General features: G+C 61.2%; 24 protein-coding genes, 1 pseudogene and 1 riboswitch. Of the genes and pseudogenes, 12 read left to right on the top strand and 13 right to left on the bottom strand.

Features of this window, described 5'->3' with window-relative positions:
- Positions 1-84: 84 nt before the first annotated feature.
- From BGI01S_RS17090 to BGI01S_RS17060, 7 genes are all read right to left on the bottom strand, one after another.
- Positions 85-768, bottom strand: a complete 684-nt coding sequence (locus BGI01S_RS17090; protein WP_052400493.1) for a class I SAM-dependent methyltransferase — start codon at positions 766-768, stop codon at positions 85-87.
- Between the two features lie 88 nt (positions 769-856).
- Complete coding sequence (locus BGI01S_RS17085) at positions 857-2332, bottom strand: hypothetical protein (protein WP_042327154.1); 1476 nt, start codon at positions 2330-2332, stop codon at positions 857-859.
- 87 nt (positions 2333-2419) lie between these two features.
- The gene (locus BGI01S_RS17080; RefSeq protein ID WP_042327153.1) at positions 2420-3085 is read right to left on the bottom strand and encodes a glycosyltransferase family 25 protein; all 666 of its coding nucleotides are present in this window, start codon (positions 3083-3085) and stop codon (positions 2420-2422) included.
- 102 nt (positions 3086-3187) lie between these two features.
- Positions 3188-6595, bottom strand: a complete 3408-nt coding sequence (locus tag BGI01S_RS17075; RefSeq protein WP_167335658.1) for an O-linked N-acetylglucosamine transferase family protein — start codon at positions 6593-6595, stop codon at positions 3188-3190.
- A 223-nt stretch (positions 6596-6818) separates the two neighbouring features.
- Positions 6819-7118, bottom strand: coding sequence for a flagellar protein FliT (fliT, locus tag BGI01S_RS17070; RefSeq protein WP_042327152.1), 300 nt, complete (start codon positions 7116-7118; stop codon positions 6819-6821).
- Between the two features lie 20 nt (positions 7119-7138).
- Positions 7139-8731, bottom strand: a complete 1593-nt coding sequence (gene fliD / locus BGI01S_RS17065; protein WP_042327151.1) for a flagellar filament capping protein FliD — start codon at positions 8729-8731, stop codon at positions 7139-7141.
- A gap of 136 nt (positions 8732-8867) precedes the next feature.
- Positions 8868-10031: a flagellin gene (locus tag BGI01S_RS17060; RefSeq protein WP_042327150.1), complete on the bottom strand. Its 1164-nt coding sequence runs from the start codon at positions 10029-10031 to the stop codon at positions 8868-8870.
- Positions 10032-10394: 363 nt separating this feature from the next.
- Positions 10395-10570: riboswitch (yybP-ykoY riboswitch) on the top strand.
- A gap of 114 nt (positions 10571-10684) precedes the next feature.
- On the opposite strand from BGI01S_RS17060, the gene BGI01S_RS17055 reads away from it, so the two are divergent.
- The 4 genes and pseudogenes from BGI01S_RS17055 to rpsU all read left to right on the top strand — a co-directional run bounded on the left by BGI01S_RS17055 (position 10685) and on the right by rpsU (position 14004).
- The gene (locus BGI01S_RS17055) at positions 10685-11695 is read left to right on the top strand and encodes a sodium:calcium antiporter (RefSeq protein ID WP_042327149.1); all 1011 of its coding nucleotides are present in this window, start codon (positions 10685-10687) and stop codon (positions 11693-11695) included.
- Positions 11696-11830: 135 nt separating this feature from the next.
- Positions 11831-12034: pseudogene (locus BGI01S_RS29645) on the top strand (flagellar filament capping protein FliD); the annotation flags it as partial.
- A gap of 454 nt (positions 12035-12488) precedes the next feature.
- Positions 12489-13430 (top strand): aldo/keto reductase, encoded by a 942-nt coding sequence (locus BGI01S_RS17045; RefSeq protein ID WP_042327364.1) that lies wholly within the window; start codon positions 12489-12491, stop codon positions 13428-13430.
- Positions 13431-13791: 361 nt separating this feature from the next.
- A complete protein-coding gene (gene rpsU, locus BGI01S_RS17040; protein WP_006050883.1) occupies positions 13792-14004 on the top strand; it encodes a 30S ribosomal protein S21 in 213 nt (70 codons plus the stop codon).
- A gap of 203 nt (positions 14005-14207) precedes the next feature.
- Here the strand turns inward: rpsU and BGI01S_RS17035 are convergent, their stop codons facing one another.
- Together BGI01S_RS17035 and BGI01S_RS17030 are read right to left on the bottom strand one after the other, a co-directional pair.
- Positions 14208-14633: a hypothetical protein gene (locus BGI01S_RS17035; protein WP_042327147.1), complete on the bottom strand. Its 426-nt coding sequence runs from the start codon at positions 14631-14633 to the stop codon at positions 14208-14210.
- A gap of 432 nt (positions 14634-15065) precedes the next feature.
- Positions 15066-15662, bottom strand: a complete 597-nt coding sequence (locus BGI01S_RS17030; protein ID WP_042327146.1) for a DNA-3-methyladenine glycosylase I — start codon at positions 15660-15662, stop codon at positions 15066-15068.
- A gap of 138 nt (positions 15663-15800) precedes the next feature.
- Here BGI01S_RS17030 and BGI01S_RS17025 point away from each other — a divergent pair, with 138 nt between their 5' ends.
- Together BGI01S_RS17025 and BGI01S_RS17020 are read left to right on the top strand one after the other, a co-directional pair.
- Positions 15801-16682: a glucosamine kinase nucleotide-binding domain-containing protein gene (locus tag BGI01S_RS17025; RefSeq protein ID WP_042327145.1), complete on the top strand. Its 882-nt coding sequence runs from the start codon at positions 15801-15803 to the stop codon at positions 16680-16682.
- An 89-nt stretch (positions 16683-16771) separates the two neighbouring features.
- Positions 16772-17593 carry a Cof-type HAD-IIB family hydrolase gene (locus BGI01S_RS17020; protein ID WP_042327144.1) on the top strand — a complete coding sequence of 274 codons (822 nt, stop codon included), beginning with the start codon at positions 16772-16774 and terminating at the stop codon, positions 17591-17593.
- A 95-nt stretch (positions 17594-17688) separates the two neighbouring features.
- On the opposite strand, the gene BGI01S_RS17015 is transcribed toward BGI01S_RS17020, so the two are convergent.
- The 3 genes from BGI01S_RS17015 to aqpZ form a co-directional block, all read right to left on the bottom strand.
- Positions 17689-17985, bottom strand: a complete 297-nt coding sequence (locus BGI01S_RS17015; RefSeq protein ID WP_042327143.1) for a PXPV repeat protein — start codon at positions 17983-17985, stop codon at positions 17689-17691.
- Positions 17986-18270: 285 nt separating this feature from the next.
- On the bottom strand, positions 18271-18975 hold the full coding sequence (locus BGI01S_RS17010; protein WP_042327142.1) for a hypothetical protein: 705 nt from the start codon (positions 18973-18975) through the stop codon (positions 18271-18273).
- Between the two features lie 157 nt (positions 18976-19132).
- Positions 19133-19873 (bottom strand): aquaporin Z, encoded by a 741-nt coding sequence (aqpZ, locus tag BGI01S_RS17005; protein WP_042327141.1) that lies wholly within the window; start codon positions 19871-19873, stop codon positions 19133-19135.
- Positions 19874-20161: 288 nt separating this feature from the next.
- Between aqpZ and BGI01S_RS17000 the strand changes: the two genes are divergently transcribed.
- Positions 20162-20464: an H-NS histone family protein gene (locus BGI01S_RS17000; protein ID WP_042327140.1), complete on the top strand. Its 303-nt coding sequence runs from the start codon at positions 20162-20164 to the stop codon at positions 20462-20464.
- Between the two features lie 313 nt (positions 20465-20777).
- On the opposite strand, the gene BGI01S_RS16995 is transcribed toward BGI01S_RS17000, so the two are convergent.
- Positions 20778-21842, bottom strand: coding sequence for a glycosyltransferase family 4 protein (locus tag BGI01S_RS16995; RefSeq protein WP_042327139.1), 1065 nt, complete (start codon positions 21840-21842; stop codon positions 20778-20780).
- 723 nt (positions 21843-22565) lie between these two features.
- Between BGI01S_RS16995 and flhD the strand changes: the two genes are divergently transcribed.
- From flhD to BGI01S_RS16970, 5 genes are all read left to right on the top strand, one after another.
- On the top strand, positions 22566-22886 hold the full coding sequence (flhD, locus tag BGI01S_RS16990; protein WP_042327138.1) for a flagellar transcriptional regulator FlhD: 321 nt from the start codon (positions 22566-22568) through the stop codon (positions 22884-22886).
- Positions 22887-22937: 51 nt separating this feature from the next.
- Positions 22938-23498, top strand: coding sequence for a flagellar transcriptional regulator FlhC (gene flhC, locus BGI01S_RS16985; protein WP_042327137.1), 561 nt, complete (start codon positions 22938-22940; stop codon positions 23496-23498).
- A gap of 299 nt (positions 23499-23797) precedes the next feature.
- Complete coding sequence (motA, locus tag BGI01S_RS16980) at positions 23798-24658, top strand: flagellar motor stator protein MotA (RefSeq protein ID WP_042327136.1); 861 nt, start codon at positions 23798-23800, stop codon at positions 24656-24658.
- A 21-nt stretch (positions 24659-24679) separates the two neighbouring features.
- Positions 24680-25687, top strand: coding sequence for a flagellar motor protein MotB (motB, locus tag BGI01S_RS16975; RefSeq protein WP_042327135.1), 1008 nt, complete (start codon positions 24680-24682; stop codon positions 25685-25687).
- A gap of 84 nt (positions 25688-25771) precedes the next feature.
- Positions 25772-26149, top strand: coding sequence for a response regulator (locus BGI01S_RS16970; protein ID WP_042327134.1), 378 nt, complete (start codon positions 25772-25774; stop codon positions 26147-26149).
- Positions 26150-26185: the final 36 nt, after the last annotated feature.

Genomic DNA, 26185 nt, shown 5'->3' with positions numbered 1-26185 from the left:
CGCCAGCTTTTGCGCGGACGGCCTTTCGGCGTCGACAGCACTCATTCGAATATTGAATGTTGCGCCGTCGAGACCCTTGGCGCGTTACCTTCGCCCGCGATGAATGACCCGCTCGAACTTCAGGCGCGGCCCTTTGTTCATGACAATCACGCTGTCGTAGAAGTGAATGCCCTGAAGCCTGTCAAATTGTGCGATGAGACTGGGGGGCACGCGCGGTCCGTCGATCGGGCCAACGCCGATCGCATGACGGGTATGCTCGGAACTCAGGACATCGACGACGTCTTTGCAAAACTCAGTGAAGCTGTGCGGGTTTTTGTAACCACCGTCCGAAACGCGCACTTTATAGTAGTACGAAGTATGCGTATCTTCGCACCAGTAGGTCCCGCCGTCCTTGAGCAAACTATAGGTGCGCAACAGGCTGGTGATTTGATGCGGGTTATCGTGTGAGCCGTCGTCTATGACGATGTCGTAGTAGTTGTGCTTGTCGCCGAAGTGCGCGTCCCAAAACGCGTGACTCCCCTGATCGCCGACAAAGAGTTTCAGATAGTCGGTCTCCACGCACTGCGCAGCGATATCTACGCCATGGACCATGGTCCCAGCGCCAAAATACTTGCGCCACATCTCCGCGCTACCACCGAACTGGCATCCGATTTCGAGGATGCGCGGGCTGCGGCCGACATACTTACGGAAATGCTGTTCGTACAAGTCGAAATAATGTTCGAACTTGTCGCACCCGTTTTCCAGCTCATTGAATATTTCTCTTAGCATTTATGCTCCGTCCGGCGGTTCATAACAGAAAGGCAATAAAGGAACGACGTGGCCCGTATGTCAAGCCATTCGGAATTCTTGAAGATAACTATGCCGCCGCAACCTCGATCGCCTTTTGCTTGTTGAGCTTCCACGTCGTGTGTTCGTCTTGCGCCCGGTGGTATTTCCAGATATCGAGTAGATGAGCGGCCTTCTTGCCGATGTCCGCATACAGGCTCGACATGATCGCCGGGATCCTGTCCACACATGCGTGCATTTCTTCGACCAGGCGGGCCTTGTCGTGATTTTTCAGCGTGTCGCGGAAATTCTGGTGAGCCTCTTCGATAATCTCGACAAATTCGCGAACCTCGCGCGGATAGTCGGGAGATTCCTGAACCGGATACCAGTTGTCATCGCCCGAAAAACGCGTTACATCCTCAACCATGCCGTGGCCGGTATAGTTCAGCATTTCGATGAGCGCGTTGTTGACTTCTGTCTCGCCAATGATGTACTCGAGTTTGTCGGGCGGCGTGTATTGCCTGATCGCGTCATACGGCCTGACGGCTTTGCCGTTGGCGGAGACGAAATGGAGAAGCAGCGTGGTCGGTTGAATGCCGAGGCGCTGATAAAGCGCGCCCAGCGACCAGCCCGTTCCACACATATCGACAACCACGTGGTCGCCGGTAATCTTCTTCCTGACATACGATTCGTAGTCGGGCGAGCACTTGATTCGCGAGAGGCGGCTCGTGTACAGATAGAGCGAATCGTCCTCGAAAAGCTGGCGATAGATATCGTGGAGATACAGGCAATCTCTGCTGCAGAACGCGGCGCCTCGGAGATTTCTACTGCGAACAAGGTGGTTTGTGTACGCGGCGGAAAGCAGCAAAAACGGAATGTTGTTGTTGAACTGGATTTCCTTGTGGATATTCTTCGCCGCACCGTGTCCCGGATCGATATGTCGCAGCCTGAGTTCTCTGACGAGTTGCGCCAACGTCACAAGGCCGTTTTCAATGAAGAACTTCTCGTAGTCGCTGGGAGCGAAGCCACTGAAATGTTCGGCGAAAATGCCGTTGGCAATCGGAGAGCGAACATCGGAATGCTGATTGTCCCCGAGGTGCTTGACGATTTTGACTTTCGGGGCGATCTGCGACCAGATTGATCCCGTGTGCTTGCCATTGTTCGTGACGATCAGGCCGACATGCGCGCGCAAGCCCGCGCGCTCGAGCATGAGCCTGATCGCCGACGCAGGAAGATACATATCGGAAATCAGCAGATCTCCGTTGCGTACCTTTCTAATGTTCTCGGTAATGGGGATGACGTTTTCCAGTTCAACGGCAAGCTCGACGGTCTTCAGATCCTCCGTTTCCTGCTGATCGAGAGACAGGTCCTGGCGCATGCGTTCGTAAATGTCGTCGAACGTATACGCGAGGCCGGCCGCCGCGAGGGCCTGCTCGGCTTTGACGCGGGCATCGGAAAAATGGGGCCACGCAATAATCTGACCAACCTGTGCAAAGATCTTTTTAGGTTCTATGCAGCGGCGGGCAATTAACGTGTCGAATATATCGAATGAGTTGACGGATTGCATATGACGAGCCAGAAGGCAAAAACATGGGATTGATCGCGCCCGATACCTACCCTTTGCGGAAAAGCGGAGGCTTACCGCGGGGCGAAATCATGGCTGGGCCACGCCGTAGGTGACGGCGCCGTAATCCACGTGCTGATTCATGATGTCGGAGAAAGACGGGCGCTGACGTCCAATGGCGGGATGGCAGATGTACCAGCGATCATTTCTCTGCAGTCTCTTCCAGACCATATCGACGGCGAGGCGCATGGTTGCGAACTCACGGGGCCTGATATGGCGCATCTTTTCCATCGCGGGAATCGTTTCTGCGAAACAGGCGAGCAGCGTAGGGACGTAGTTGCGTGAAACCACATACCCGGCGGTTGTCTGCGATTCGAATATTCTTGCAGCGCCCGCGTTATTGTTCGGCTCATACGCCAGAACCGCCGTGCCGGTCAAAAGCAGCACGTCCCATTCGATATGATGTTCCGCGAGCCGGTTGAAACAGGCGACAAATTCACTGACGGGGCGAGTGAAGTCGAAATCATCTTCGAGAATGACGCAATAAGGGGCGGTCTCGCGCGTGAGAAAGTGCGTCAAAGCGGAGACATGCGATTTCGTGCATCCGAGCGCACCAAAGTCCTTATCCACAATGGCGCTCCAACGCGAAATCTCTTCGGGAACCAGTCCATTCGCCCGGTGATTTTTCTGCGCGTCCTGCCATCGATCCGTGCGATGGTCGAGGTTGATGCAATAAATTTTGAACGTCGTGCTCATCTAGGTAGGGCTTCCATCAACGGATCGTGAGCGGCAGGGCCTGATGCGTCAGACCCGCGGCGAACGCGCCGGTTTTCTTGAGATTTTGAGCTAATTGCGCGGTCACTTCAGAAACGTCGACCATTCCTGATTCTCGCGATAAAACTGATCCTCCGCTGCGTCGAGCCCGTTGTCTTTGTACCAGGGCAGATGCCGGCACGTGTATCTGCCGCCGAATCGCACGGCGGCCAGGTGCTTGTCGCGCCGGAAGTACCGCTTGTTGTAAACCGCAAAGGTCGTGTCAATCGGCGCGTGAAAGATCGGATCGCCATAGGAGGTCGCGCCAATCCGGTATTGCCAGAAGCGCGATTCCCACTCGATCAGGTTGTACGTATTCACGCCGTCCGACTGGGCGATGCCCAGCGCCTTCTCGTCCATCAACTCCGGTTGCGAGATGTCGAGCGCAAAGCCGGCCTTGCCGATCTTCAGCGTTTCCGTCGCATCGATCAGATCGAACAGGAAGGTGTCCGGCAACTCGTGATTCAGTTCGAGATCGGGATCGGTGATGCAGAAGATCTCCGGCAAGCGCTGGTAGATGATTTCCGATTGCGTGATCGCACGCGGTCCGACGTTATCGTCGAGCCGGACGACGCTCACGGCGTCCTGGATGCTCTCGAGGTAGTCGAGCATGGCCGGTGCGCTCGACGCATTGTCCACGACGATGATGTTACGCATGCCTCTGGCGTTAAGCTGCGCAATCATCCGGCGCAGATATGTCGCATTGTTGAAAGTAGGGATCAGCACTGGCATGTTCGCAACCAGCGCCCCGGCCGGATGGCGATACTGTTGGCTGTGCGGCCGCAGCGCCGTCAGCGCGCTTGCTGGCAAAGCCTTGTTCACCGGTGCGATGCGCTTGAGGTCGCTCACGTATTGCGATAACTGGGCCAGTTCGTGACGGATGCCTGCATCGTTTGGCAAGAGCGCATAGGCTTTTTGCAGGGGTTCCAGTGCTTCGAGAGATTTGCCTTGTGCCCGCAGTGCCGTCGCCAGTTTGTGCCAGCCGCCGCCCGCTTCCGGCATTAGCGACGTGAACTGGCGGGCGATGGCTTCGGCCTCGGCGAACTGCTTTGCGTCCAGCAGGGCCGTGAGCGTATCGAAGAATTCCCCCGTCAGCGCGGCGCGCGCGCCATGCGACAAGTCGGTGGGGCTGTTGCCGGCTGCGTTCGCGTCGGTGGCTTGCGCCGGTACCTCGAAGTGCTCGGGCGCCAGTCCATCGCACCAGCGCTGCCACATCGTGCGCAGCGCACGCGATGCCGCATTGGCGATCGCGCTCGCGCTGACGATAGGCGACTGCATGCAGTGCTGGCGAAGCGTTCTGCGGACCGTAGCGAGCGCCTCGGGGTCGGCGGCGAGCGCCGCGCACTTGCGCACGAAATCGTCCTGATCGCGCGCGACAAATGCCTCTTCCAGCCCGAGGTGACAGAGCCAGCCCGTGCTGCCGCGGCTGGCCATCGAGAAGCCGGGCAGCGTCATTGTCGGAACGCCCATCCAGAGGGCGTGCATGGTTGTGGTCGAGCCTGCGAACGGGAACGCGTCGAGGCACACATCCACCAGATTGTGCTGTTGCAGATACTGGGTCACGCTCTTGCGCTGCAGGAAGCTGACGCGGCTCGCGTCGATGCCTTCGTTCGCGAACATGCCGGCGATCTTGCTCATTTGCTCCGTCGACGAAATCGCGCCGATCAGCATGCGCGAATCCGGCACCTCGCGCAGCACGCGAGACCAGAGGGCCACGACCTGCGGCCCGATCTTGACGATCCGGCTGAAGCTGCCGAACGTCAGATAGCCATCTTTCAGGGCCGGCAGTTCGTTTACCTCCGGCGCGTCCGGGTGCGGCTTGAACGGCGCCAGCGCCGGCAGGAAGACGAGCTTTTCGGAGAACTGACCGGTGAACTGTTCGAGCGGCGTAACGAAACGGTCCGACATGTAGTAGTCGATGGCCGTCAGACCCGTCGTGGACGGATTGCCGATCCAGCTTACCTGCACCGGCGCCGGCTTGTGCGCGAACGCCACGAGCCGGTTGCGGCCCGTATGGCCGGAGAGGTCGACGAGGATGTCGATGCCGTCGTTGCGGATCGTCTGCGCGATAACGGCATCGCTCATGCCGAAGACATCGCGCCATCCTTGCGCATGAGCGCGTATTTTCGCGGTGAAGCTGTCGCTTGCCGCGTAGTTCGAATAGACGTGCAGCGAGAGGCTGGCGTCGCGCGCCAGCTGCTCCACGACCGAGAGGAAGAAGTAGGCGACTGGATGATCGAACAGGTCGCCCGACACAAAGCCGATCCGCAAGCGCTTTGCCGGATCACGGTCATTGGTGTGCTGCGGCCAGTGCGCGCGCAGCGGGGCTTCGTAGCGCGCGGCGAATTGCTGGAACTCCGCGAAGGCGCTGGCCGCGTTCAGATCGTACTTATGCATCAGACAGAACAGCAGGTTGCTATTCGTCGCTGGCTGCGTCGGAGCCATGTCGAGCGCGCGGCGGAATGCAGCTTCCGCTTCGTCGTATTCGCCGTGCTGCGCCAGTGCGTTGCCAAGCGCGTCGAGTTCAAGGGCGTCGTCCGGCGCGAGCTCCACGGCGCGCCGGATCTCGGCGATGCCGTCGACGCTGCGGCCCTGCACCTGCATGGTGGCACCCAGTGTGCGATGCAGGCCGGCGCTTTCGGGATGCCGCTCGAGCGCCTGACGGCAGTGTGTTTCCGCGCGCGGAAACTCGCGCACGATGAAGAGCGCGTCCGCCAGCATCGTCTGTGCGATCACGTTGTCTGGCAGCAGGCGGGCGGCCGGCTCGGCCGCGTTGACGGATTCCGCGAATTGACCGTTGCGCTGCAGGGCGTGCGTGAGCGCCAGCCAGCATTCGCCGTGCGATGGATATTGCGTTGTCAAATGACGGGCCACGTCCAGTGCCGCCTCGATTTTTCCGCTATTGAACAGGTCTGCGTATTCCTGTAGCTCCGCTGCACTGGCGCGGCGCCTGTCGAGCTCAGCTGCGGGCGGCGGGGTGTGGGGCGCGCCCTGTCTGGATGTTTCGGCGGCTGCCGGGACGGCGGGCGTGGCCAGGCCGTTCTGCTCGCTGAGAGTGGCTCGCAATGTGTCGATGGCGTCTGCTGGAACGCCGCATTGGCGCGCGAGATCGAGCGAGACTCGCGCCGCTTCTACCTGATCGCTGCCGACGAGCGCGTGGAAATAGTAGACCCAGAGCTGCGCGAAATTCGGCGTGTGGCCGAGCACGATTTCGAAATGTGGTATCGCCTCGGCCGGCAGGCCAGTCTGCATCCGCAGCACGCCCATGTGGTAATTGGCGTCGACATGACCGTTGTCCGCGTTGAGAACGGCCGCATAGAGCGCCGCGGCTTCGCCGTATTGCTGCTTGCGATGATGTGCAATGCCGGCTTCCATCGCGAGTTCGATGTCGTGGATGCGTTGCGCTTCAGAGGCTGACGTGGTGTTTTCGATCAAAGTGGCAGAAGCGGTCATGACGAAGGCGTGCGAGCGCGGCAAGAAGCGGTAGGGAAATTATGAGGCGCGGGCAATCCCGCCCATACGCCGAGTTGGAGCCAAAATGGCCGTCAATTTGATCAGTAGGCGATGCCGTGCAATGCGGCTGAACGGGCGTAAAAAGAGGAAAGGCCCGCATCAGGCGGGCCTCTACAGGTGAATGCGGCGCGAAGCGCGCAATCGGGATCGTTTTACTTCGGCTTCAGAATTGCGCGATGCGCTGGTACTGGCCGACGTTACGGGTGGCCCGCATGCTCGCCTGGTACTCCGCGCCGAGTTCGCTCTGGGCCAACTGCGCCTCGGCGGCGATCCGGGTGTCGATCTCGTGAACCTGCCTGAGCACATCGAGCGCGGCGCCCGCCTGTTCTGCGGAGAGCGACATGAGGAGCGGCGAGCGCTCGCTCGCGAACTCCGCCGCCCGTTCCCACTCGGCGACAGCCGCTGCCTGCTCGATGGACTTGGTGAGTTCCCAGATGCGATCCATGCGCGTCGCGAATTCCATGTGATGTCTCCCTCCTGCGCTTAGCTCTTGTTGTCGGACATCGCGCCGGCGCTGTTCGCGCCGCCGAAGAGTTGCGTCAGATATTGCGAGTTACTGTTCATCGTCGCCATCAGCGTGTTGAGCGCCGTGAACTGCGCGGTGTACATGCTGGTGAGCTGCGTCTGATAATTCGTCAGCGACGTCTGTTGCGTCGTGAGGTTGGTCAGGTCCGCGTTGAGCCCGTCAGTGCGCGTCTTGATGATGCCGCTATCCGAAAGATAGTCGGTGATGTTGCTGTTCAACTGCTCCCCGACGCCATTGGTCGAGTTGAAGAGCGTCGCCACCGTCGACTGATTGTCCTTCAACGCGCTGTTCAGCGTGTCGTCATCGACCACGAGCGTGCCGTCCGCCTTCAGCGTGATGCCGATCGACGCAAGGCTCGTGGTCGTGTTGCCGTTTTTAACGCCCGTCGACACGATCGAGGCCATCTGGTTCTGCACCATGTTCAGCGTCGAGTCGCCGAGCAGCACGCCCTGCGATGTCGAGGTCGAACTGTATGCGGTCAACGCGCCCATCGTCGTGACGAGCGTGTTGTACAGCGTGACGAACTGGTTGATCGTGTTCGCCTGCGAGGTGGTGTCCTGGGCGACCGTCAGCGTTTGCGGCGTGGAACCGGTCGAGTCGACCGAAGCGGCCGAGAGGTTCAGCGTGATGCCGGACACTGCGGAGGTCACGGTGTTCGTCGAGCTGGTAACCCCAGTGCCGTCGATCGTGAAATAGGCATCCTGCGCGGCCGTCGTCTGGGTCCAGTAGGACGTGCTTTTGACGGGGTTTCCCGAGCCGTCGTCGAGCGTCGACTGATTGGCCGCAAGCTGCGCGCTGGTCGCGCCCGATGTGCCGGTCAACGTCGTACCGTTGTTGCTCGACACGGCGAGGTTGTTCAGTGCGTCGCCCGGCTTCGAATCGCTGATCTGCACGCTGATCCCGCCCGCGGAGCCGGTCGAGGTCGAATGCAGCACGAGGTGGGCACCGTCCGCGCCGTTGACGACCGTCGCGGACACACCGGGGTTGTTGCTCGCGCCATTGATGGCCGCCGCGATGCCGGAGATCGTGCTGTTGGAGCTGTCGAGCGAAATCGTTGTGCTCTTGCCGCCCACGGAGAGCGTCATCGTGCTCGATCCGGAGGCGAGCGCCGTCTTCGCGTCATAGCCGGTCGACGTCAGCACCTGGGCCGTCGCCACCTGGGCGACATCGATCGAATAGGAGCCCGCTACCGCGCCGTTGCCCGCCGTGGCCGTGATGCCGGTTCCGCTCATCGTCGCCGTGAAGTCGCTCACGGCCGTCCCGTTCGAGAGAGTGGTCAGTCCGGCTTGCAGCGCGGACAGTGCAGCCGAGAGCGTGCCGTAGGCGGAAATCTGGGTGTTGTCGGTCGTCTGCTCTGCGGCGAGCGTCGCGGCCTGGCCAGCGATCTTGGAGTTGACGAGCGCCGTCACGAGCGAATTCACGTCCATCGACGAATTGGTCGACCCGCTGATGATCGACTGTGCGGCTGCCTGCAGCGCGGCGTTGCTCGCTGCGGTGGTGGCGGCGACAGTACTGGCGATCGAACCTGCGGTCGAGGATACGGTGGACATGGACGGGCTCCGTGTTTCGGCGATTTAGTGTGAATCGATTCAGATCTGAAAGCGGTAATCGGGAGGCAGGCCTCCCGATGGTTTTGTGTCCCACACGCCGAATGGGGCGGGCGGGACGCATGCGACGTGAGGCGTGTTACTGCAGGAGCTTCAGGATCTGCTGCGGTTGCGAGTTCGCTTGCGACAGCACCGAGATACCGGCTTGCTGCAGCACTTGCGCCTTGCTCAGGTTAGCGGTTTCCTGTGCGAAGTCGGCGTCCTGGATCGACGATTGTGCGCTCGACAAGTCGGTCGACTGAGCTTGCTGCGTCGTGCCGATTGCCGTGAAACGGTTTTGCGCTGCGCCGAGCGTTGCTTGCAGGTTATTCAGGACGCTCAGGGCGTTGTCGATCGATTCCATCGCCATGCTTGCGCCGCTTTGCGTGCTGATGTCGACGTTTGCAACGGTCGTCGGCGAGTTGTACGCCTTGATCTGCGTCAACACCGCTGCGTCGGTAGCCGAGCCACCTGCCGCACCCAGAGCCGTCAGGCCCGAGTCGCCCAGCGTGATCGCCGTGCCCGAACCCGCGATGCTGTTGCCGCTGACCGTGCCGCCCGAGAACAGCGCGCTAACTGCCGCCGAGCTCAGCGCGATGTTGTTCTGGTCGGTGAACGAGAAGCCGCCGCTGCCGTCCGAAACCACGTTGATCGACGTGGTCGCCGGCGCGCCGCTCGAGACTGCTGCACCTGCCGAATCCAGGCTCAGGCCCGTGAACGTGCCGAGGGTCTGGCCGGCTTGCGGCACGCCGCTGCCGACTGCTGCAGCCGACATGTTTTGCGACAGGTTCAGGGTGATCGTCTGACCGACGTTCGCGCCGACCTGGAACGAGACCGAACCGAGCGTGCCGTTCAGCACGTTCATGCCGTTGTACGTCGTTTGCGATGCGATACGGTTGATTTCCGAAACCTGTTGCGTGACTTCCTGCTGCAGTGCTGCGCGGTCGTCATCGGTCATGCTGCCGTTGGTCGCTTGCGTTGCGAGCTGGCGGATACGTTGCAGGCTGCTGGTCAGCGACGACAGGCCGCTCGACGCCGTTTGTACCATCGACACGCCGTCGTTCGAGTTCGACACACCTTGATTCAGACCGTTGATCTGGGTCTGCATGATGTTCGAGATTGCGAGACCGGCTGCATCGTCAGCTGCGCTGTTGATGCGCTTGCCCGACGACAGACGCGTGATCGCTTGCGAGAGTGCGCTACCCGAGCCGGTCAGGTTCTGCTGTGCAACCAGCGAATTGATGTTGCTATTGATTCCGAGCATGGAAAATCTCCTAAGGGGTTAAGCCCGTTGCGCCACGGCGCCCGTGACATCGGCGGACTATCAATCGCGATATACCGACCGCCATGCTTAGGCTAACGACCGTCGACGGCAGAACTTTAGAAGGGCACGAACAAAATTAACTTGTTCAGTCATCTAGTGGATTCGATGCGTTGCCGCAGTTGTGCTTCGAGAGGCGCGGAGGTAACGCAAATGTGTTGTTGCTACCGGATGCGCGCTCGCAGACCCTCTGTGCGGTGCCACCAGAGCAGTAGACCGGGCAGGAGAGTTTCTCGATCTCGACGTGAAACGGCTTATTGGCTGACTCTTCAGAAGCTTGTTGAAAGCCGCCGATGCCATTAGAATCCCCCGGTCACTGGGGAGTAGCCTTCCTTCATCCTCTGAAGGAGAGCGCGTCAACATACTTGGCCTGCGGGTCATGGCGCGTTCGACCGGTTCGGTTTGGCGAGACCATTGACGTACTGCCTCGTTCTGGTCGGACGGGCGGCAGTGCGTCATTGGTTCGTCATATACGTCCGACCGTGGAGTTGCCCTGTGAATCACCGTAGTTTCCCGTCCAGTTTCCCGCGTGCTTTCGCATCGGCTCATCATCCGGCTAGCAGCCGTGCTTTCGACGCTTGCGCCGGGAGCCTTGCATGACCGGTTTACTCGTCGAACTCGCGATCATGCTGGTCGTCATTCTGGTGGCGGCCGAACTCTTTACTAATGCGCTCGAACATCTTGGCGAGCGCCTGAAAATCTCCGAAGGTGTGACCGGCTCGCTATTCGCGGCGGTTGGCACCGCGTTGCCCGAAACGCTCGTGCCGTTGCTCGCCATCGCGGGCGGCACGAGCGATAACACCGTCAACCATGAGATCGGTGTCGGCGCGATCCTCGGTGCGCCGCTGATGCTCTCCACGCTGTCCACGTTTCTGATGACGCTCGCCATTCTTCGCGCGCGCGGAGTCAAAGGTTGGGTCGCGCCCGAACGCACCGGCTTCACGCGTGACCTCAACTATTTCCTGTGCGCATTCGTGCTGGCCGCCGCGGCGATGTACGTGCCGCGTGAGCAGATGATCGTGCGCGCGCTCTTCAGCGTCGCGCTGGTGGGCGTGTACGTGACCTATGTGGTGATGACGTTTCGCGCGTCGAACCAACTGGTCGATGCCGGCCACGGCACCGAAGCGCCCGGCAAGATGCTGCTGTCGCGTCTCGGCTTGCCGACCAATCTCTCGACCATCGTGCTGCAACTGATCGCGGCCGTCGCGTTGCTCGTGTGGGGCGCGGAAGGGTTCATCCACGGTGTGCGCGGCGTGTCGGAGGTGCTGGGTGTGTCGCCGTTGCTGTTGTCGCTGCTGATCATTCCGATCGCCACGGAGTTGCCGGAGAAGGTCAACAGCATCCTGTGGATCCGCCGCGGCAAGGACACGCTCGCGTTTGGCAACATCACCGGCGCGATGGTTTTCCAGGGGACGCTGCTGCCCGCGATTGGCATTCTGCTGACGCCGTGGACGCCGCGTATCGAAGTGGTGACCGGCATCGTGATTACGTTGGCCGCTGCCGCGTGGCTGCGCGTCAATGTGCGCGAGCGCGGTGTGCCGGTGTGGGCGCTGCTTCTGTGCGGCGTGCTGTACGCCACCTATCTGGTGGTGACGTTGACGCGTTGAGCGGGCGGTCACGCGAGTCGGCCGGGTTCAGTGTTCCATCCGATGAGCGTCGGTGCGGCCAGACGAGGATCGATGCGATCGGGAGAGGCGGGCTGTCAGCGGCCTCGACCGGTCGTTAACGACGTCATCAAGACGTGCACCGACGCGCTCGCCGCGGATCTGACCAACCTCACGACGCAACAGACGTCGCTGACGAATTATCAGACGCAGCTCACCAGCGTGTACACCGCGCAGTTCACGGCGCTCAACACGCTGATGGCGACGATGAGCAGTAACTCGCAATATCTGACGCAACTCTTCGGCGGCGCGAACAGCGCCGGCGCGCTATCCGGCAACAAGAGCAGAGCGGAACGGGAGAGGGGCATGCAATTCGTTACGCATATCGATCGCATCTGGGAACTCACCATGTCGATCGAGCAGGCAGCGGCTGTCGCCTAGTCGGAATGGACGGCGGAGTTCGCGAGGGAGCGCTCGCCGCTCCCCATGTCGCTCTCCGCAGAACAGGCAGGCGCCGCGCTCGATGTGCTCAGGCCGGTTCATGAGATCGACACCCGGATCGCCGCCGAGGCGCAGTGACTCAGAGCGAATTGCGCACGGAATATCGGGTGGCCGTGCAGATGACGCCTCAGGCGAACCGGTATCAACGCGTCGCGCAATTCTGAACCCAGCGGTGAAACGCGAGGGGGATTAAAAAATCCTGAGCCGCTTGCTGGCTGATCCGTTCGATGCGCAGCAACCGATCGAAAGTGAGCGTATTCTCTTTTGCTCGCCTGTTATCGATCGTGGAGAAAGCATGCAAAAGCGCAGGATTGGCCGTTCCGAATTGCAGGTCGCGCCGCTTATGTTCGGCGGCAATGTATTCGGCTGGACCGCGGATGAAGCGACATCGTTTTCGATTCTCGATGCATTCGTCGACGCCGGACTCGATTTCATCGACACCGCCGACGTCTACTCCGCCTGGGTGCCCGGCAACCAGGGCGGCGAGTCGGAGACGATCCTCGGCAAGTGGTTCCGGCAGAGCGGCAAGCGCGACAAGATCGTGCTCGCCACCAAGGTGTCCAAGCATCCGCAGCGCAAGGGCTTGTCGGCGGCGAATATCCAGGCGGCGGTCGAAGATTCGCTGCGGCGCCTGCAAACCGATTACATCGACGTCTATTTCTCCCACGACGACGACACCGAAACGTCGCTCGCGGAAACGCTGGGCGCTTACCAGAAGCTGATCGAGGCGGGCAAGGTGCGGGTGATCGGTGCTTCGAACTACAGCGGCGCGCGCGTCGAAGAGGCGCTCGCGGTGGCGCGCCAGCACGGGCTGCCTGAGTACCAACTGCTGCAACCGGAGTACAACCTGTACGACCGCGCCGAATATGAACGCGATATCGAGCCGGTGGCGCTCGCCAATCAGCTCGGCGTGGTGGTGTACTACAGTCTCGCTAGCGGTTTCCTATCCGGCAAGTACCGCTCGCACGCAGATCTGGCGGGGAAGGCGCGGGGCAGTCGGGTCGAGAAATATCTGAACGAGCGCGGCTTGCGGATTCTGGGAGCGCTCGACCGCGTTGCCGAACGGCACGGCAGCACGCCGGCCGCCATCGCGCTGGCTTGGCTGATCGCGCGGCCGAGCGTCACGGCCCCAATTGCCAGTGCGACCTCGGTCGACCAGCTGAAAACCCTCGCGGCGGCCGTCCATCTAATGCTGACCGGGGACGATATCCGCGAGCTGGACGAGGCGAGCGCCTGAGCGCGCAAGGGCCTGGCGCAATCGCTAAACCCCTGGTACGATGGAGAGTTTCCTGATATCATCGGGAGTGAATTGAGATCTTTGCCTGTTTCGTCAGTGTTTTGCATTGATGAAAGGTTGGCGAAACGGCAACAGGCGCGGCTTCTGCAATACGTCTGTCCGCGTTCCGCGGTGAACTCCACACACCTCTCTTTTCCGGCCTCCGTGGCCGCTATGCCTCTCGTTTCATTCGTGGTTTGGCCGGGGTTTTCCCCGCGTTTGCCTGTTACTGGCCATGAATCGAAACGACCGGAGGGCCGGCGCGTGAGCGGTCTCCCGCCACGCAAATTAACCCGTATCAAGTGATTGAGTTAGGAATTACATGACGACGATTCTTCTGAAGGAAAACGAGCCGTTCGAAGTGGCAATTCGCCGCTTTCGTCGCGCAATCGAAAAGAATGGCCTGATCGCTGAACTGCGTGAGCGCCAATCGTACGAAAAGCCGACCACGGCACGTAAGCGTAAGAAGGCTGCTGCTGTGAAGCGCCTGCACAAGCGCCTGCGCAGCCAGATGCTGCCGAAAAAGCTGCACTAAGCACGCTTTTCCGTACGCCGAACGGCGGTGTGAGCTTCGCAAGAGGCCACATCGCCGTTTTGCTTTTGTGCGGTTGTTTTGGATTCGCTGCGCGAAGCTGCAGGCAGTTGCGGCAGCACGTCGGCGCCAATAGGCGTGCGTGACTCGGGCATGCAGCGAATCCGCCAAGCGCGATGTCACTTTGGCGACGCCCTTGCGGCTCCTTACGCGGCGCTTTTCAGCCGTTCGGCGGACAGGCCGAATTGCCGGGATATCGATCCCAGCCGCTCGCGCCATTCCCAAGTGCCAAACACGTCGTGCACGTTTTGCAGGCAACTGAGCAGGTCGACGGTGGCGTGGTCGTAGACATTGATACGCGCACGCAGCAGCGCCTTCTTCAGCGCGGATACGCCGACGTCCATGTAAGCGGGCACCTCGACGGACGTCTTGCCGATATAGCGCACCGGGATACCTTCCATTGCGGTCATGTAGTCGCGCGATCTGATAAAACTGCCGACCGGGCAACCGCCGCAATAGCCACGGTATGCCCCGCCGCCACGCGGCAGCAGCGCGGCGCGCTTCTGGTCGAACAGGTGGGCCACGGCCTGATCGAAAATTTCCTGATGCGTCAGGAAGCTAAGCGTTTTCATGGTTGGTCTCCCGCGCGTGTCGCAGCGGTTATTCGTTATTGAGCGTATGAGCAGTAGTATCCGGCGCGCGATATCTGACGATACCCGGACTAGCGCGGCGAAAAGCCGTCAATTCCCGGTTTAGATGCGTCGTGTCCTAGGCTGGAAGCGGTTGCCGCGCCATTGCGCAGCGCGTATCACCGCTCATAACCGTATAACGGTCGAGATGCGTCGGAAGCGTAGTCAGGCTCTGCCGGATGGTCTATTAAAAAGCCTCCGATGGCATGGCGCACCGCTGTTCCTATCGCTCCGGCCTTGCGCCGTCAGGCTTCCGCCACGCGAGACGCGGCGGTGCTCAGGAGTTTCCCTGGGCGGCTTTCGTTTGTTAGAACCGCAGCACTAGGCGACCACGCAAGCGGCCTAGGCGCGGCAAACCATCGCCGATTCAACTGCTCAACCGGCCTTTCGATTACGTCCCTTCTTGCCGAGCGCGACGCAGCGCGCGCGGCACATGCAGTTCGTCTCATGGTCGTTCACCATGCCGACCGCTTGCATGAACGCATAACAGATCGTCGAGCCGACGAATTTGCAGCCGTAGCGTTTCAGCCCCTTGCTCAGCGCATCCGATACTTCCGTCGACGCGGGCGCCTGCTTGTACGACGCCCAATCGTTCTGGATCGGCGTCTGGTCGACGAACGACCACACGAAATTGGCGAGCGAGCCGTGCTCGGCCTGGATCTGCTGCACAGCGCGAGCGTTGCTGATCGCCGCTTCGATCTTGCCGCGGTGACGCACGATGCCTTCGTCCGTCACAAGCGCATCTACGTGTTTCGGTGTGAAGCGTGCGACCTTGTCGATATCGAAGTCGGCGAACGCACGGCGATAGCCGGCCCGCTTGTTGAGAATCGTCGACCATGACAGGCCCGCTTGCGCGCCTTCCAGTACGAGCATCTCGAACAGATGCCGATCGTCGCGCGAAGGCACGCCCCATTCGGTGTCATGGTAGTGTGCGAGCGCTTCGCTCGATACCCAGTTGCATCGCTGTGTCACTGTCGCGCTCCCATTGTCATGTCGCCCGCCAGCATAGCTGAAGCGGCGCGCGCCGCAAGCTAGCCATTCGGCCGATTGCCGGATTGAAAATGACCTGCCACGCTATGCGCTATTCACTCACGGAATTCATTCGACTCGATGAACCAGGACATCTTTCTGATCGGCATTGACGGTGGCGGCACCGGTACGCGCGTGGTGCTCGGCGACGCGCAGGGGCGCGAACTGGCACAGGCGGCAAGCGGGCCGTCGGGTTTGGGGCTCGGCATCGAGCGCGCATGGCAAGCCATCGAAGCCGGCTGCGGCGGCGCATTCAAGCGTGCCGGTAAGACGTTGGACTGGTCGCGCTGCGTGCTCGGTTGCGGATTGGCGGGTTTCAACAATCGTGACTGGCTGGCCCAGTTTCATGCGCAAGCACCGGCGCTCGCCGGACTCGCGGTGGAGCACGACGCTTATACGACACTGCTTGGTGCGCATGGCGGCGCGCCCGGTGTGATCGTCGCGCTTGGCACCGGCAGCGTGGCCGCGTCGCTGGCCGCCGACGGCGAATTCCGCGTCGCCAGCGGCTATGGCTATCCGTCGGGTGACGAAGCGAGCGGAGCGTGGCTCGGACTGCGGCTCATCGTGCATGCGCAGCAGGCGCTCGACGGGCGCGTGCCCAACGACGACCTCGCGCGAGCGCTGCTTGCCAGCACGGGCGCCCAAGACGGCGACGGTCTCGTCGTCTGGCTCTGTGCGGCCAATCAGACTGCTTACGCGCGGCTCGCGCCGCTCGCGTTCGAACATCGCGCGCATCCGTTCGTGGCGCGCCTGCTCGGCGAGGCCGGCATCGAAGTGGGGAAGATGATTGCCGCACTGGACGCCTCGGGAACGCTGCCCATTGCGCTGTGCGGCGGGCTCGGCGCGCCGTTGCGCGAGTACGTGCCGCAGGTCTATCAGGCGCGTCTGCGTGCGCCATTGACGGACTCCGCACATGGCGGACTGCAACTGGCGCAACGCGAGGCCGCGCGTCTCGCCGGCTGAGAAATCGCCGGACATGGCGGCCGCGATCCTGCGCGCGCGGCCGGCAACGGTAAAATACGCACTTCGCCGCTGCCCCGACCGCTCACACCATGTACAAAGTCATCGCCACCGATCTCGACGGCACGCTGCTCAACGCCGACCATCAGGTGGACCCGTTCACGGTCGCCACCGTGCGCAAGCTGGAAAGCGACGGACTGCACTTCGTCATCGCGACGGGGCGCCATTACTGCGACGTCGCGGGTATCCGCGACCTGCTGGGCATCAGTCCGTATCTGATCACGTCGAACGGCGCGCGCATTCATGCGCCGGACAATACCGTGATCCATGCCGACGATCTGCCGCCGGCCATCGTCCAGCGCCTCGTGCAGCCGGAAATCGCCGGCGCGCATGGCCGCGTGATCGTCAACCTGTTCGCCGATCAGGCGTGGCTGATCGATCGCGACGCGCCGGATCTGCTGAAATTCCATCAGGACTCGGGATTCACGTATGAAGTCACCGACCTGCCGAAACACGACGGTGTCGACATTGCGAAGGCGCTCTATATCGGCGACCCCGCCGATCTCGCGCACGTTGCACAGAATCTCGCGCGCGAATTCGGCGACGATCTGTACGTGACCTATTCGCTGCCGGACTGTCTGGAGGTGATGACGTCGAACGTGTCGAAGGGACGCGCGTTGCAGATCGTGCTCGAGCGTCTGGGCGTCGAGGCGTCACAGTGCGTGGCGTTCGGCGACAACATGAACGATATCGATCTGCTGGAAACGGCCGGCCATCCGTTCATGATGAACAATGCGAATCCCGATCTGATCACGCGTCTGCCGAACGTGCCGCGCATCGGCAACAACTTCGAAGCGGGCGTCGCGCACCATTTGCGCAAACTCTTCTCGCTCGACGACGAACTGATGTCCTGATCCGCAAATGGAACCGGCCCGCATCCACCTTCGTGGATGCGGGCCGGTTCGAACAAGCCGTCGACGCCGCTAATCAGACGCTGCGTGCGCGACGATCAATCGTGCCATCCGCCGCGGCGATCGCCCCGGTTATCGTGGTCCCAGTGGCGGTTGTCGTGACCCCAGCCGCGGTCATAGCGATGGTCGCCGCGATAGTAGTCGCCACGGTCATAACGATGATTCCAGCCGCCGTAGTACACCGGCTGCGGCGCCGCATAGACGCGGGTGGGTTGCGTATAAACCGGTGCGCCGAGCGACAGACCGATATCCAGATTTGTATGCGCCTGCGCGACACCGCATACGCCCGCCGCGAGTCCGGCAGCAACCAGCAAGTGAGTGACGATGCGTTTCATGTTGTTCTCCTGTGAAGCGACGTATGTTTGTCGCACAGGACCAATGTACGCATTCCGGTTGGCTGCGACTGCGACGAGATGTTACGGACTGCAAGCATCGTCGCAGGGTTTGAGCAACGAAAAGCGCAATGTTGGAACAAACCGCGCGATGTGTGCAATGTGCTTGCAACCCCGCCATATAAGGGCTTCCGGCTCGGCCTGCGACGTTGAAGCACGACCGGCGTCGCGCCCGATTCAATTTAGCGTGCGCCGTGCGTAATCGCGGCTTACATCTGTATTACCCGGTTAATCTGCCGCGCCCGGGGAAGCGGTCCCCGGTGCGGCCGTCGACGGTGTGCCCGGCAGCGCCGCGCAGGGGCAATCGGCCGCGCGTCCGTCCAGTCCCTGACGGTCGCGTTTGAAGCTCGCGCGCGCAGTGCCGTTCTGCCAGTCGAGGCGAACGATATAGATGCTGTCGAAGTCGCCGCTTGCCCAGTTCGGGACGTCGGCGGCATTGCCGCCATGTGCGGTCAACATCTGGCGCAACAGCTTCACGATGAGTTTGTGTTCCCACGCCACTACGATCAGCTTGTTCTGATTAGCGGGATTGACGAGCGCCGTGCCGAGCTGATCGATTTGCGCAAAACCATACGGCGTTTGCACCGGCATCTGGAATTGAATGGCGGTCGGCTCGATGGTCGCCAACGGACGGACGTAGTAATAAGGATGGCCGTTGTCGTCTTTTTGCTGGCCGGGATCGGGCGCATAGATCGCATCCGGTTTACCGAACTTGGCGGCGATTACCGCCGGCAACGCCAACGCGCGGTTGAGGCCCTGACAGTTGAGTTGGCCGTAGCCTTGCGCGGGTTTCTCTCCGTGTCGCACGAACACCAGCGTTTCGACATGGCCGTTGCCGTCGGCCGCTTGGGCAGCGGGTAGCGCGGGCACGCCGGCGCACAAGCCGCCGATTGCGAGTGCGACGCCATGTAGAAATCCGCGGAAACGGGTCATCGGTAGCACCTGTACGAGCCTGGAAAGTCGCCCGATTCTAGCAGCGGGTTCGTGACTGACCGCGGCGAGGCGATCAATGCAGCCCGCCATGCGTGCGCCAATACAAAACGGGCGCCGTAGCGCCCGCTTTGCTTGCGTCGATCAACGCTCGCGGCGATCAGTCGAGCGCCAGCTTTTGCGCATTGCCGCTGCGGCTTTCGGCGATCAACGGATACACCACGCCCGCGATCACGGCGCCAAGAATCGGCGCGACCCAGAACAGCCACAACTGGTCCACCGCTGCGCCGCCGACGAACAGCGCCGGGCCGGTGGAGCGCGCCGGATTGACCGACGTGTTGGTGACCGGAATCGAAATCAGGTGGATCAGCGTCAGGCACAGGCCGATGGCGATCGGCGCGAAGCCGGCCGGCGCGCGCTTGTCGGTTGCGCCGAGAATGACGAACAGGAAGAAGCCGGTCATCACCACTTCGCAGATGAAGGCGGCGGCGAGCGAGTAATGACCCGGCGAGCGGTCGCCATAACCATTACTTGCGAAGCCGCTGGCGACGAGGTCGAAGCCTGGCTTGCCCGACGCGATCAGCGACAGCACCAGCGCACCGAGCACCGCGCCGATCACCTGGGCGACGATGTACGGCACCAGGTCGCGGACCGGAAAGCGGCCGGCAACGGCTAGCCCGACGCTCACCGCCGGATTCAGGTGGCAGCCGGAAATATGGCCGATCGCAAAAGCCATTGTCAGCACGGTCAGGCCGAATGCGAGCGACACCCCCACGAAGCCGATGCCCAGGCCGTGGACCGGGCCGGCGAAGTTCGCCGCGAGGACCGCGCTGCCGCATCCCCCGAGCACAAGCCAGAAAGTGCCGAACAGCTCAGCGGCGAGTCGCTTTGACAACTGCATGATTGGTAATCCTAAAAAGATATTGGTGCTTCTGGAGCACGCACTGCAGTGCCGGTGCATGCCTTGAACGCGCAATTCTAGGCAAGGACCGCCAAATTGGGTGTCAAGAATTGTCAATGTCGGAGTGAGCTTTTAGCGATTATTGGCCGATAAAGATCCGCTTTACAATTCAGCGACGGTTAATAATTATCAGAGGATATCTTCCTAAATCGGTATTATTGGCCATTGCGAATTTTTATAATTGCAGTTAGTCTGCGGTCGAATGAGTTCTAAAAAGGGGAGAACCGAATGTCTCAATATGCAGACCTCAAGGCGCAGATCGCCAAATTGCAGGCACAAGCAGAAGAAGCGCGCCGAACTGAAATCGACAATGTGGTCGCCGACATCCGCCAAAAGATCGCTGAATACGGTCTAACCGCGCAGGACCTCGGCTTTGCAGTCGCTGCCAAGCGAGGCCGCCCACCCAAGAAGGCGCCGCTGCCGGCGAAATACCAGGATCCGAAATCGGGCAATACTTGGAGTGGACGCGGCAAACCGCCCAAGTGGATTGTCGGCAAGAATCGCGAGCGCTTTTTGATTGGCGCAGTTTGAGTCGCGCGCTGCCTTCGGGGCGAAAGCAGATTGAAGGTTGACCGCTGTCCCGTTTTATTTGTCGAGCGCTAATTGGGATGGAAGCGCATCCATCGCGCCATTAAAAAAGCCGCCCTTGAGGGGCGGCTTTTTTGTTGATGCAGTGACATAACTCCGATTCCCCGCTTGCGCAAACGATTCACTTGCCGGACTTGCTTGCAATTGACCTGCAAATGACGGAAGCGCGAAAGCGGTGCATACGGCATGTAAACGGGCAATCGGGATCGAAGAAGCGGCTAAGCGCAAAGCGCATCAGCCGTTTCAAACATAAGTCTTAACCAACCGCCACCTGACGCAATACCGGCCGACGCGTTGCATCGATCAACGCCGAATAGCCGTCGACATAGTTTTGCGCCATCGTTTTCGAACTGAAGCGGCGTTCGAATTGCGCGCGGATTTCGCTACGCGACAATTCGTCCAGACGCTGGAGCGCGGCCACCGCGCCTTGCACGTCTTCGACGATATAGCCCGTCACGCCGTGGTCGATCACTTCCGGCACCGAACCGCGATTGAACGCGATGACCGGCGTGCCGCATGCCATCGATTCGATCATCACGAGGCCGAACGGCTCCGACCAGTCGATCGGAAATAGCAGCGCCTTGGCGCCCGACAGAAACTCGGGCTTCTGCGCTTCATTGATCTCGCCGACGAATTCCACGTGCGCCATCGACAGCAACGGCTCGATTTCGCGCTTGAAGTATTCCTGATCGACCTTGTCCACCTTGGCGGCGATCTTCAGCGGCAGACCGCTTTGAGCGGCGATCTTGATAGCTGTATCGACGCGCTTTTCGGGGCAAATGCGACCGAGGAACGCCAGGTATTCCGGCTTCTTGTGCGGCTGCGGCGTCAGCAATTGCTCCGGCAGACCGTGATAGATCGTGTTGAGCCAGTTGGCTTGCGGCAGCGGCAAACGCTGCGAATCGGAAATTGACACCACCGGTACATGGGAGAACGCGTCGAACACCGGTTGCAATTCCGGCAGATCGAGACGGCCATGCAGCGTGGTTACGAACGGCGTGTCCATCGTGGTGAAAAGCGGGAACGGCATGTAGTCGAGATGAAAGTGCAGCACGTCGAACTCATGCGCGACCTTGCGCACTTTTTCCATCATCAGGACGTGCGGCGCCAGCGCGTCGCGGATCGTCGGATCGAGGCGCAGCGCGCGCGGCCAGCACGCGTCGAGATTCGCGGACGTGATCGAGTCGCCACTCGCAAAGAGCGTGACGTCGTGGCCGAGATCCACCAGGGCTTCGGTCAGATACGACACGACACGTTCAGTGCCGCCATAAAGTTTCGGGGGGACAGCTTCATACAACGGCGCAATTTGTGCGATTCGCATGCGTTTTCTCCTGTTCACTACGGCTTCGCACAGCGGCGCTCGAATAGAGCGAGGAGCGAATGCCGGACGGACGGTTGGGCGCGGTAAGCCGCCGCCCGGGGGTGCTCCGAACCTGCATCGGGTAATCCCTTATCTTCATTATCGGGATCGGCCGCGCTAATTCGAGTTAATTTTCAAACGCTTAATGTTGTTACAGCGCGAAACATCGTGCGTTACAGGTCGGCTCGAAGGGTGTCCCGATAGTCGGGACAGGCAATAGGTCGGACTAAATAAACGCTGAATAGCTGCCACAAGTGCACGCAATCCGTATGCCCGGCGTCGAGAAAATCCCTCGGAAGCCTCTAGAGCAGTCATATTGCCGGGGCGTGAAAACGTCATATAATTGTTTTTCCCGTGGTAGAGGCCGTGATGCGGGTCGGAGAAGTCCACCAATAAGTCCACGCCCCGCCAAAGAAATATTCAACGCGCATGATATGGCCCAGACTGGGCGCCGCTTCGCGCAAATTCGCCTCCCCGCACAGCCGTTCTTGTAGGAAAAATTCCTACATCAATGACGGATTAATCCGTCAAGCAGGCTGGGTGTCTCTCCGATTTTCGTCCGTGCCCCCTTTCGACACAATGCTCGCAAGACTAGGAACGAGCCAATTCGTGCGGTTTAAGCGCGCGTGTTCGAGCAAACGTTTCCGTAAACGGCCTGACCAGCCAGATATACCCGGGGGAATCATGAGCGCGACAAGCGATATGCTCAGTGAGATCAGAGAAGTCAACCTGTCTTATCTCCTGCTCGCGCAGCGTCTGCTGCGCGAAGACAAGCCGATGGGCATGTTCCGCATGGGGATTTCGGACCAGCTAGCGGACGTGCTCGCCAATCTGTCGTTGGCGCAAACCGTCAAGCTGGCGGCATCGAACCAGGTGCTGTGCCGTTTCCGTTTCGACGATCACGCCGTGCTGTCCGCGCTCGCGGACAAAGGCAAATCGAGCGCCGTGGCCCAGGCGCATTCCGCGATCCTGATGGCGAGCCAGCCGGTCGAGCAACTCGGCTGATGGCGGTCCGTTTCTCACATAAAGCGATCGGGCTAGGGGAATGGCAAGCGGATGGCATCTAAAAGCGTCGTACTCGAAGTCAGGGAAATCACCCTGGCGATCGAACTGATTGAACTTGGCGCGCGTTTGCAATTGCTGGAAGCGGAAACCAGTCTGTCGCGCGACCGGCTCATCAAGCTGTACAAGGAGCTGAAAGGCGTATCGCCGCCGAAGGGCATGCTGCCGTTTTCAACCGACTGGTTCATGACCTGGCAGCCGAACTTTCACTCTTCGCTGTTCTACAACATCTACCGCTTCATGGCCGAGCACGGCGGTTGCCCGACGATCCAGTCGATCGTGAAGGGCTACCGGCTTTATCTGGAGCATGTCCGGTTGCACGATGACGAGGCCGTGCTCAGTCTCACGCGGGCGTGGACGCTGGTGCGCTTTTTCGACTCCGGGATGCTGCAGATGACCACCTGCTGCCGTTGCGGCGGGCGTTTTGTCGCGCATGCGCACGATCCGCAGCACGCGTTCGTCTGCGGGCTGTGCCAGCCGCCATCGCGCGCGGGTAAGACAAAGAAATTCGCCGACGCCCGGGCCCACGAGACGCTCGCCGCCGTCGAAGCCTGAACCGCCAGCCGCGCCGGGAACCGTGGACGAACCACCGCCCGCTGCCCGGCGCAGCGCTCGCGCCCGCCTCCGACGCCCGTCCAACGGGCTTCCTGGAGGCTTCCCGCGCGGTCGGCGCGGCAGCGAGGTCGTCCCTCGGCCGCCGCTTGCGCCGCGCGGCGCAAGGCCGCCCCGCCCCGGCCGAACGCGCCTCTGGTTTACACCGGCGCGACGAGCCGCTTTTCCGTCAAAGTTTTCTGCTCCGTTGCCGTAAACCAGATTAACGACGGTCACCGTCGCTTCTTTGTGAGGGCTCGGCAGTGCTGATTTTCGTGGGAACACTCGTGACGCTTTTGTCCGTCTTCGGCGGTTACGCGCTGGAAGGCGGCCATCTCGGCGCGCTGCTGCAGCCCGTTGAAGTGCTGATGATCGTCGGCGCTGGCCTCGGCGCATTCATTCTCGGCAACGGGATGAAGACCATCAAGGCGACGGTGCGCGTCATCCCGACCCTGTTCAAGGGCGCGAAGTACAACAAGGACGTCTACATGGAGCTGATGGCGCTCCTCTACGTCCTGCTGGCGAAGGCGCGCAAGGAAGGCACGCTGACGCTGGAAGCCGACATCGACGATCCGACCAAGAGCCCGATCTTCACCCAGTACCCGAAGATTCTCGCCGACAAGCACATCATCGAGTTCCTGACCGACTACCTGCGTCTGATGGTGGGCGGCAACATGAACGCGTTCGAGATCGAAAGCCTGATGGACGAGGAGATCGAAACGCACCACCAGGAGGGCGAAGCGCCCGCGCATGCGCTGAACAAGGTGGGCGACGCGATGCCGGCGTTCGGGATCGTCGCCGCGGTGATGGGTGTCGTGCACACCATGGCCTCGGCGGACAAGCCGCCCGCGGTGCTCGGCGAGATGATCGCGCAGGCGCTGGTCGGCACCTTCCTCGGCATTCTGCTTTCGTACGGGCTGATCGGACCGCTCGCGAGCGTCGCCGAACAGCGCGTGACCGAGTCGACCAAGATGTTCCAGTGCATCAAGGTGACGATTCTCGCGAGCCTGAACGGTTACGCGCCGGCGATCGCCGTCGAGTTCGGCCGCAAGGTGCTCTTCTCGACCGAGCGCCCGTCGTTCGCCGAGCTGGAAGAGCACGTGCGCCGCGTCAAGGCGAAGTAAAGGGCGCCGGGAACCGAACCGATGAGCAAGGACAAAGACCGCGCCATTGTCGTCAAGCGCGCCGCGCCGAAGAAAGCCGGCCACCACGGCGGCGCGTGGAAGCTCGCGTACGCGGACTTCATGACCGCGATGATGGCGTTCTTCCTGTTGATGTGGCTGCTGAGTTCGGCGTCCACCGTGCAGCTGAAGGGCATCGCCGATTACTTCAACCAGCCGTTGAAGATCACGCTGTGGGGTGGCGATCGCAGCGCCGAGGATTCAAGCATCCTGAAGGGCGGTGGCCGCGATATTTCGACCGACGCGCAAGGCGTGACGCGCTCGACCGACGGTTCGAACAGCCGTTCCGAGCGCACCGTCTCGCATAGCAACGAAGACTCGATGAAGCAGTTGCAGGGTGAGCTGGAGCGTCGCGAGCAGGTGCGTCTGCACGACCTGCAGGTCAAGCTGATGGCCGCGATCGAAGCGAACCCGGTGCTGCGCCAGTTCAAGCAGCAGATTCGTATCGACTCGACGCTGACCGGCCTGCGCATCGAGATCGTCGACTCGCAGAAGCGGCCGATGTTCGCGACCGCCAAAGACCAGGTGGAGCCGTATATGCGCGACATCCTGCGCGAAATCGGCCACACGCTGAACGACGTGCCGAACCGCATCATCGTGCAGGGGCACACCGACGCCGCGCAATACGCGGGCGGCGAGAAGGGCTACAGCAACTGGGAACTGTCGGCGGACCGCGCCAACGCGTCGCGTCGCGAGCTGATCGGCGGCGGCATGGACGAGGCGAAGGTGATGCGTGTGCTCGGCCTCGCGTCGACGCAGAACCTGAACAAGGCGGACCCGATGGACCCGGAGAACCGGCGCATCAGCATCATCGTGTTGAACAGGAAGTCGGAGGACGCGCTCAATCATGACGACTCCACCACGACCACCTTGTCGGACGACGCAGCCGGCTCCAAGCCGCTGCTGCAAAAACTTGCGCAGCCGGTGACGGTTGCCCCGAAGTTGCCGGCAATAGCGCCGGCGGCCCAGTAACAGACAACGATCGCCTCATCGAAACATGCGCGCCGGTGGCGCGCGCGATGCGGCGATCCAAGCGTTAAGTGCAGCGAGGTTTTAATGATCAGGCACATCCTGGCAATCGACGATTCGGCATCGATGCGGCAAATTCTTGCCGCCACGCTGACGACTGCGGGCTACGAAGTGACGCTCGCGGCGGACGGCGACGAAGGGCTCGAAAACGCGCTCGCGATGTCGTTCGATCTCGTGCTAACCGACCAGCACATGCCGGGCAAAACCGGCCTCGATCTGATCGCCGCGCTGCGCGGCAACCCGGCTTACCAGGCGACGCCCATCCTCGTCCTCACGACGGAATCGGGCGAGCCGTTCAAGGCAGCGGCGCGGGCGGCGGGCGCGACCGGCTGGATCGAAAAGCCGCTCGACCCCGACATGCTGACCGAACTGGTGGCGGCTCTGGCCGAACCGGATCCGGCCTAAGCGCCACCCTTAGACACGTTATAGAAAGCTCTCGAC

It is taken from the genome of Paraburkholderia ginsengisoli NBRC 100965 (assembly GCF_000739735.1).
Classification (GTDB): Bacteria; Pseudomonadota; Gammaproteobacteria; order Burkholderiales; family Burkholderiaceae; genus Paraburkholderia; species Paraburkholderia ginsengisoli.
Note: the sequence above shows the minus strand (reverse complement) of the source record. Positions and strands in the feature narration are given on the sequence as shown.

Coding starts and splice junctions, on each gene's coding strand:
- BGI01S_RS17060 (WP_042327150.1), bottom strand. CDS start 10,031: ATGCTCGGAATCAATAGCAACATCAATTCGCTGGTTGCACAGCAGAAC.
- BGI01S_RS17045 (WP_042327364.1), top strand. CDS start 12,489: ATGCAAAAGCGCAGGATTGGCCGTTCCGAATTGCAGGTCGCGCCGCTT.
- fliD (WP_042327151.1), bottom strand. CDS start 8,731: ATGTCCACCGTATCCTCGACCGCAGGTTCGATCGCCAGTACTGTCGCC.
- BGI01S_RS17000 (WP_042327140.1), top strand. CDS start 20,162: ATGTCTCAATATGCAGACCTCAAGGCGCAGATCGCCAAATTGCAGGCA.
- BGI01S_RS17055 (WP_042327149.1), top strand. CDS start 10,685: ATGACCGGTTTACTCGTCGAACTCGCGATCATGCTGGTCGTCATTCTG.
- BGI01S_RS17020 (WP_042327144.1), top strand. CDS start 16,772: ATGTACAAAGTCATCGCCACCGATCTCGACGGCACGCTGCTCAACGCC.
- BGI01S_RS17080 (WP_042327153.1), bottom strand. CDS start 3,085: ATGAGCACGACGTTCAAAATTTATTGCATCAACCTCGACCATCGCACG.
- BGI01S_RS17090 (WP_052400493.1), bottom strand. CDS start 768: ATGCTAAGAGAAATATTCAATGAGCTGGAAAACGGGTGCGACAAGTTC.
- BGI01S_RS17075 (WP_167335658.1), bottom strand. CDS start 6,595: ATGACCGCTTCTGCCACTTTGATCGAAAACACCACGTCAGCCTCTGAA.
- BGI01S_RS17015 (WP_042327143.1), bottom strand. CDS start 17,985: ATGAAACGCATCGTCACTCACTTGCTGGTTGCTGCCGGACTCGCGGCG.
- BGI01S_RS16995 (WP_042327139.1), bottom strand. CDS start 21,842: ATGCGAATCGCACAAATTGCGCCGTTGTATGAAGCTGTCCCCCCGAAA.
- rpsU (WP_006050883.1), top strand. CDS start 13,792: ATGACGACGATTCTTCTGAAGGAAAACGAGCCGTTCGAAGTGGCAATT.
- aqpZ (WP_042327141.1), bottom strand. CDS start 19,873: ATGCAGTTGTCAAAGCGACTCGCCGCTGAGCTGTTCGGCACTTTCTGG.
- BGI01S_RS17025 (WP_042327145.1), top strand. CDS start 15,801: ATGAACCAGGACATCTTTCTGATCGGCATTGACGGTGGCGGCACCGGT.
- motB (WP_042327135.1), top strand. CDS start 24,680: ATGAGCAAGGACAAAGACCGCGCCATTGTCGTCAAGCGCGCCGCGCCG.
- flhD (WP_042327138.1), top strand. CDS start 22,566: ATGAGCGCGACAAGCGATATGCTCAGTGAGATCAGAGAAGTCAACCTG.
- fliT (WP_042327152.1), bottom strand. CDS start 7,118: ATGGAATTCGCGACGCGCATGGATCGCATCTGGGAACTCACCAAGTCC.
- BGI01S_RS17035 (WP_042327147.1), bottom strand. CDS start 14,633: ATGAAAACGCTTAGCTTCCTGACGCATCAGGAAATTTTCGATCAGGCC.
- flhC (WP_042327137.1), top strand. CDS start 22,938: ATGGCATCTAAAAGCGTCGTACTCGAAGTCAGGGAAATCACCCTGGCG.
- BGI01S_RS17010 (WP_042327142.1), bottom strand. CDS start 18,975: ATGACCCGTTTCCGCGGATTTCTACATGGCGTCGCACTCGCAATCGGC.
- BGI01S_RS16970 (WP_042327134.1), top strand. CDS start 25,772: ATGATCAGGCACATCCTGGCAATCGACGATTCGGCATCGATGCGGCAA.
- BGI01S_RS17085 (WP_042327154.1), bottom strand. CDS start 2,332: ATGCAATCCGTCAACTCATTCGATATATTCGACACGTTAATTGCCCGC.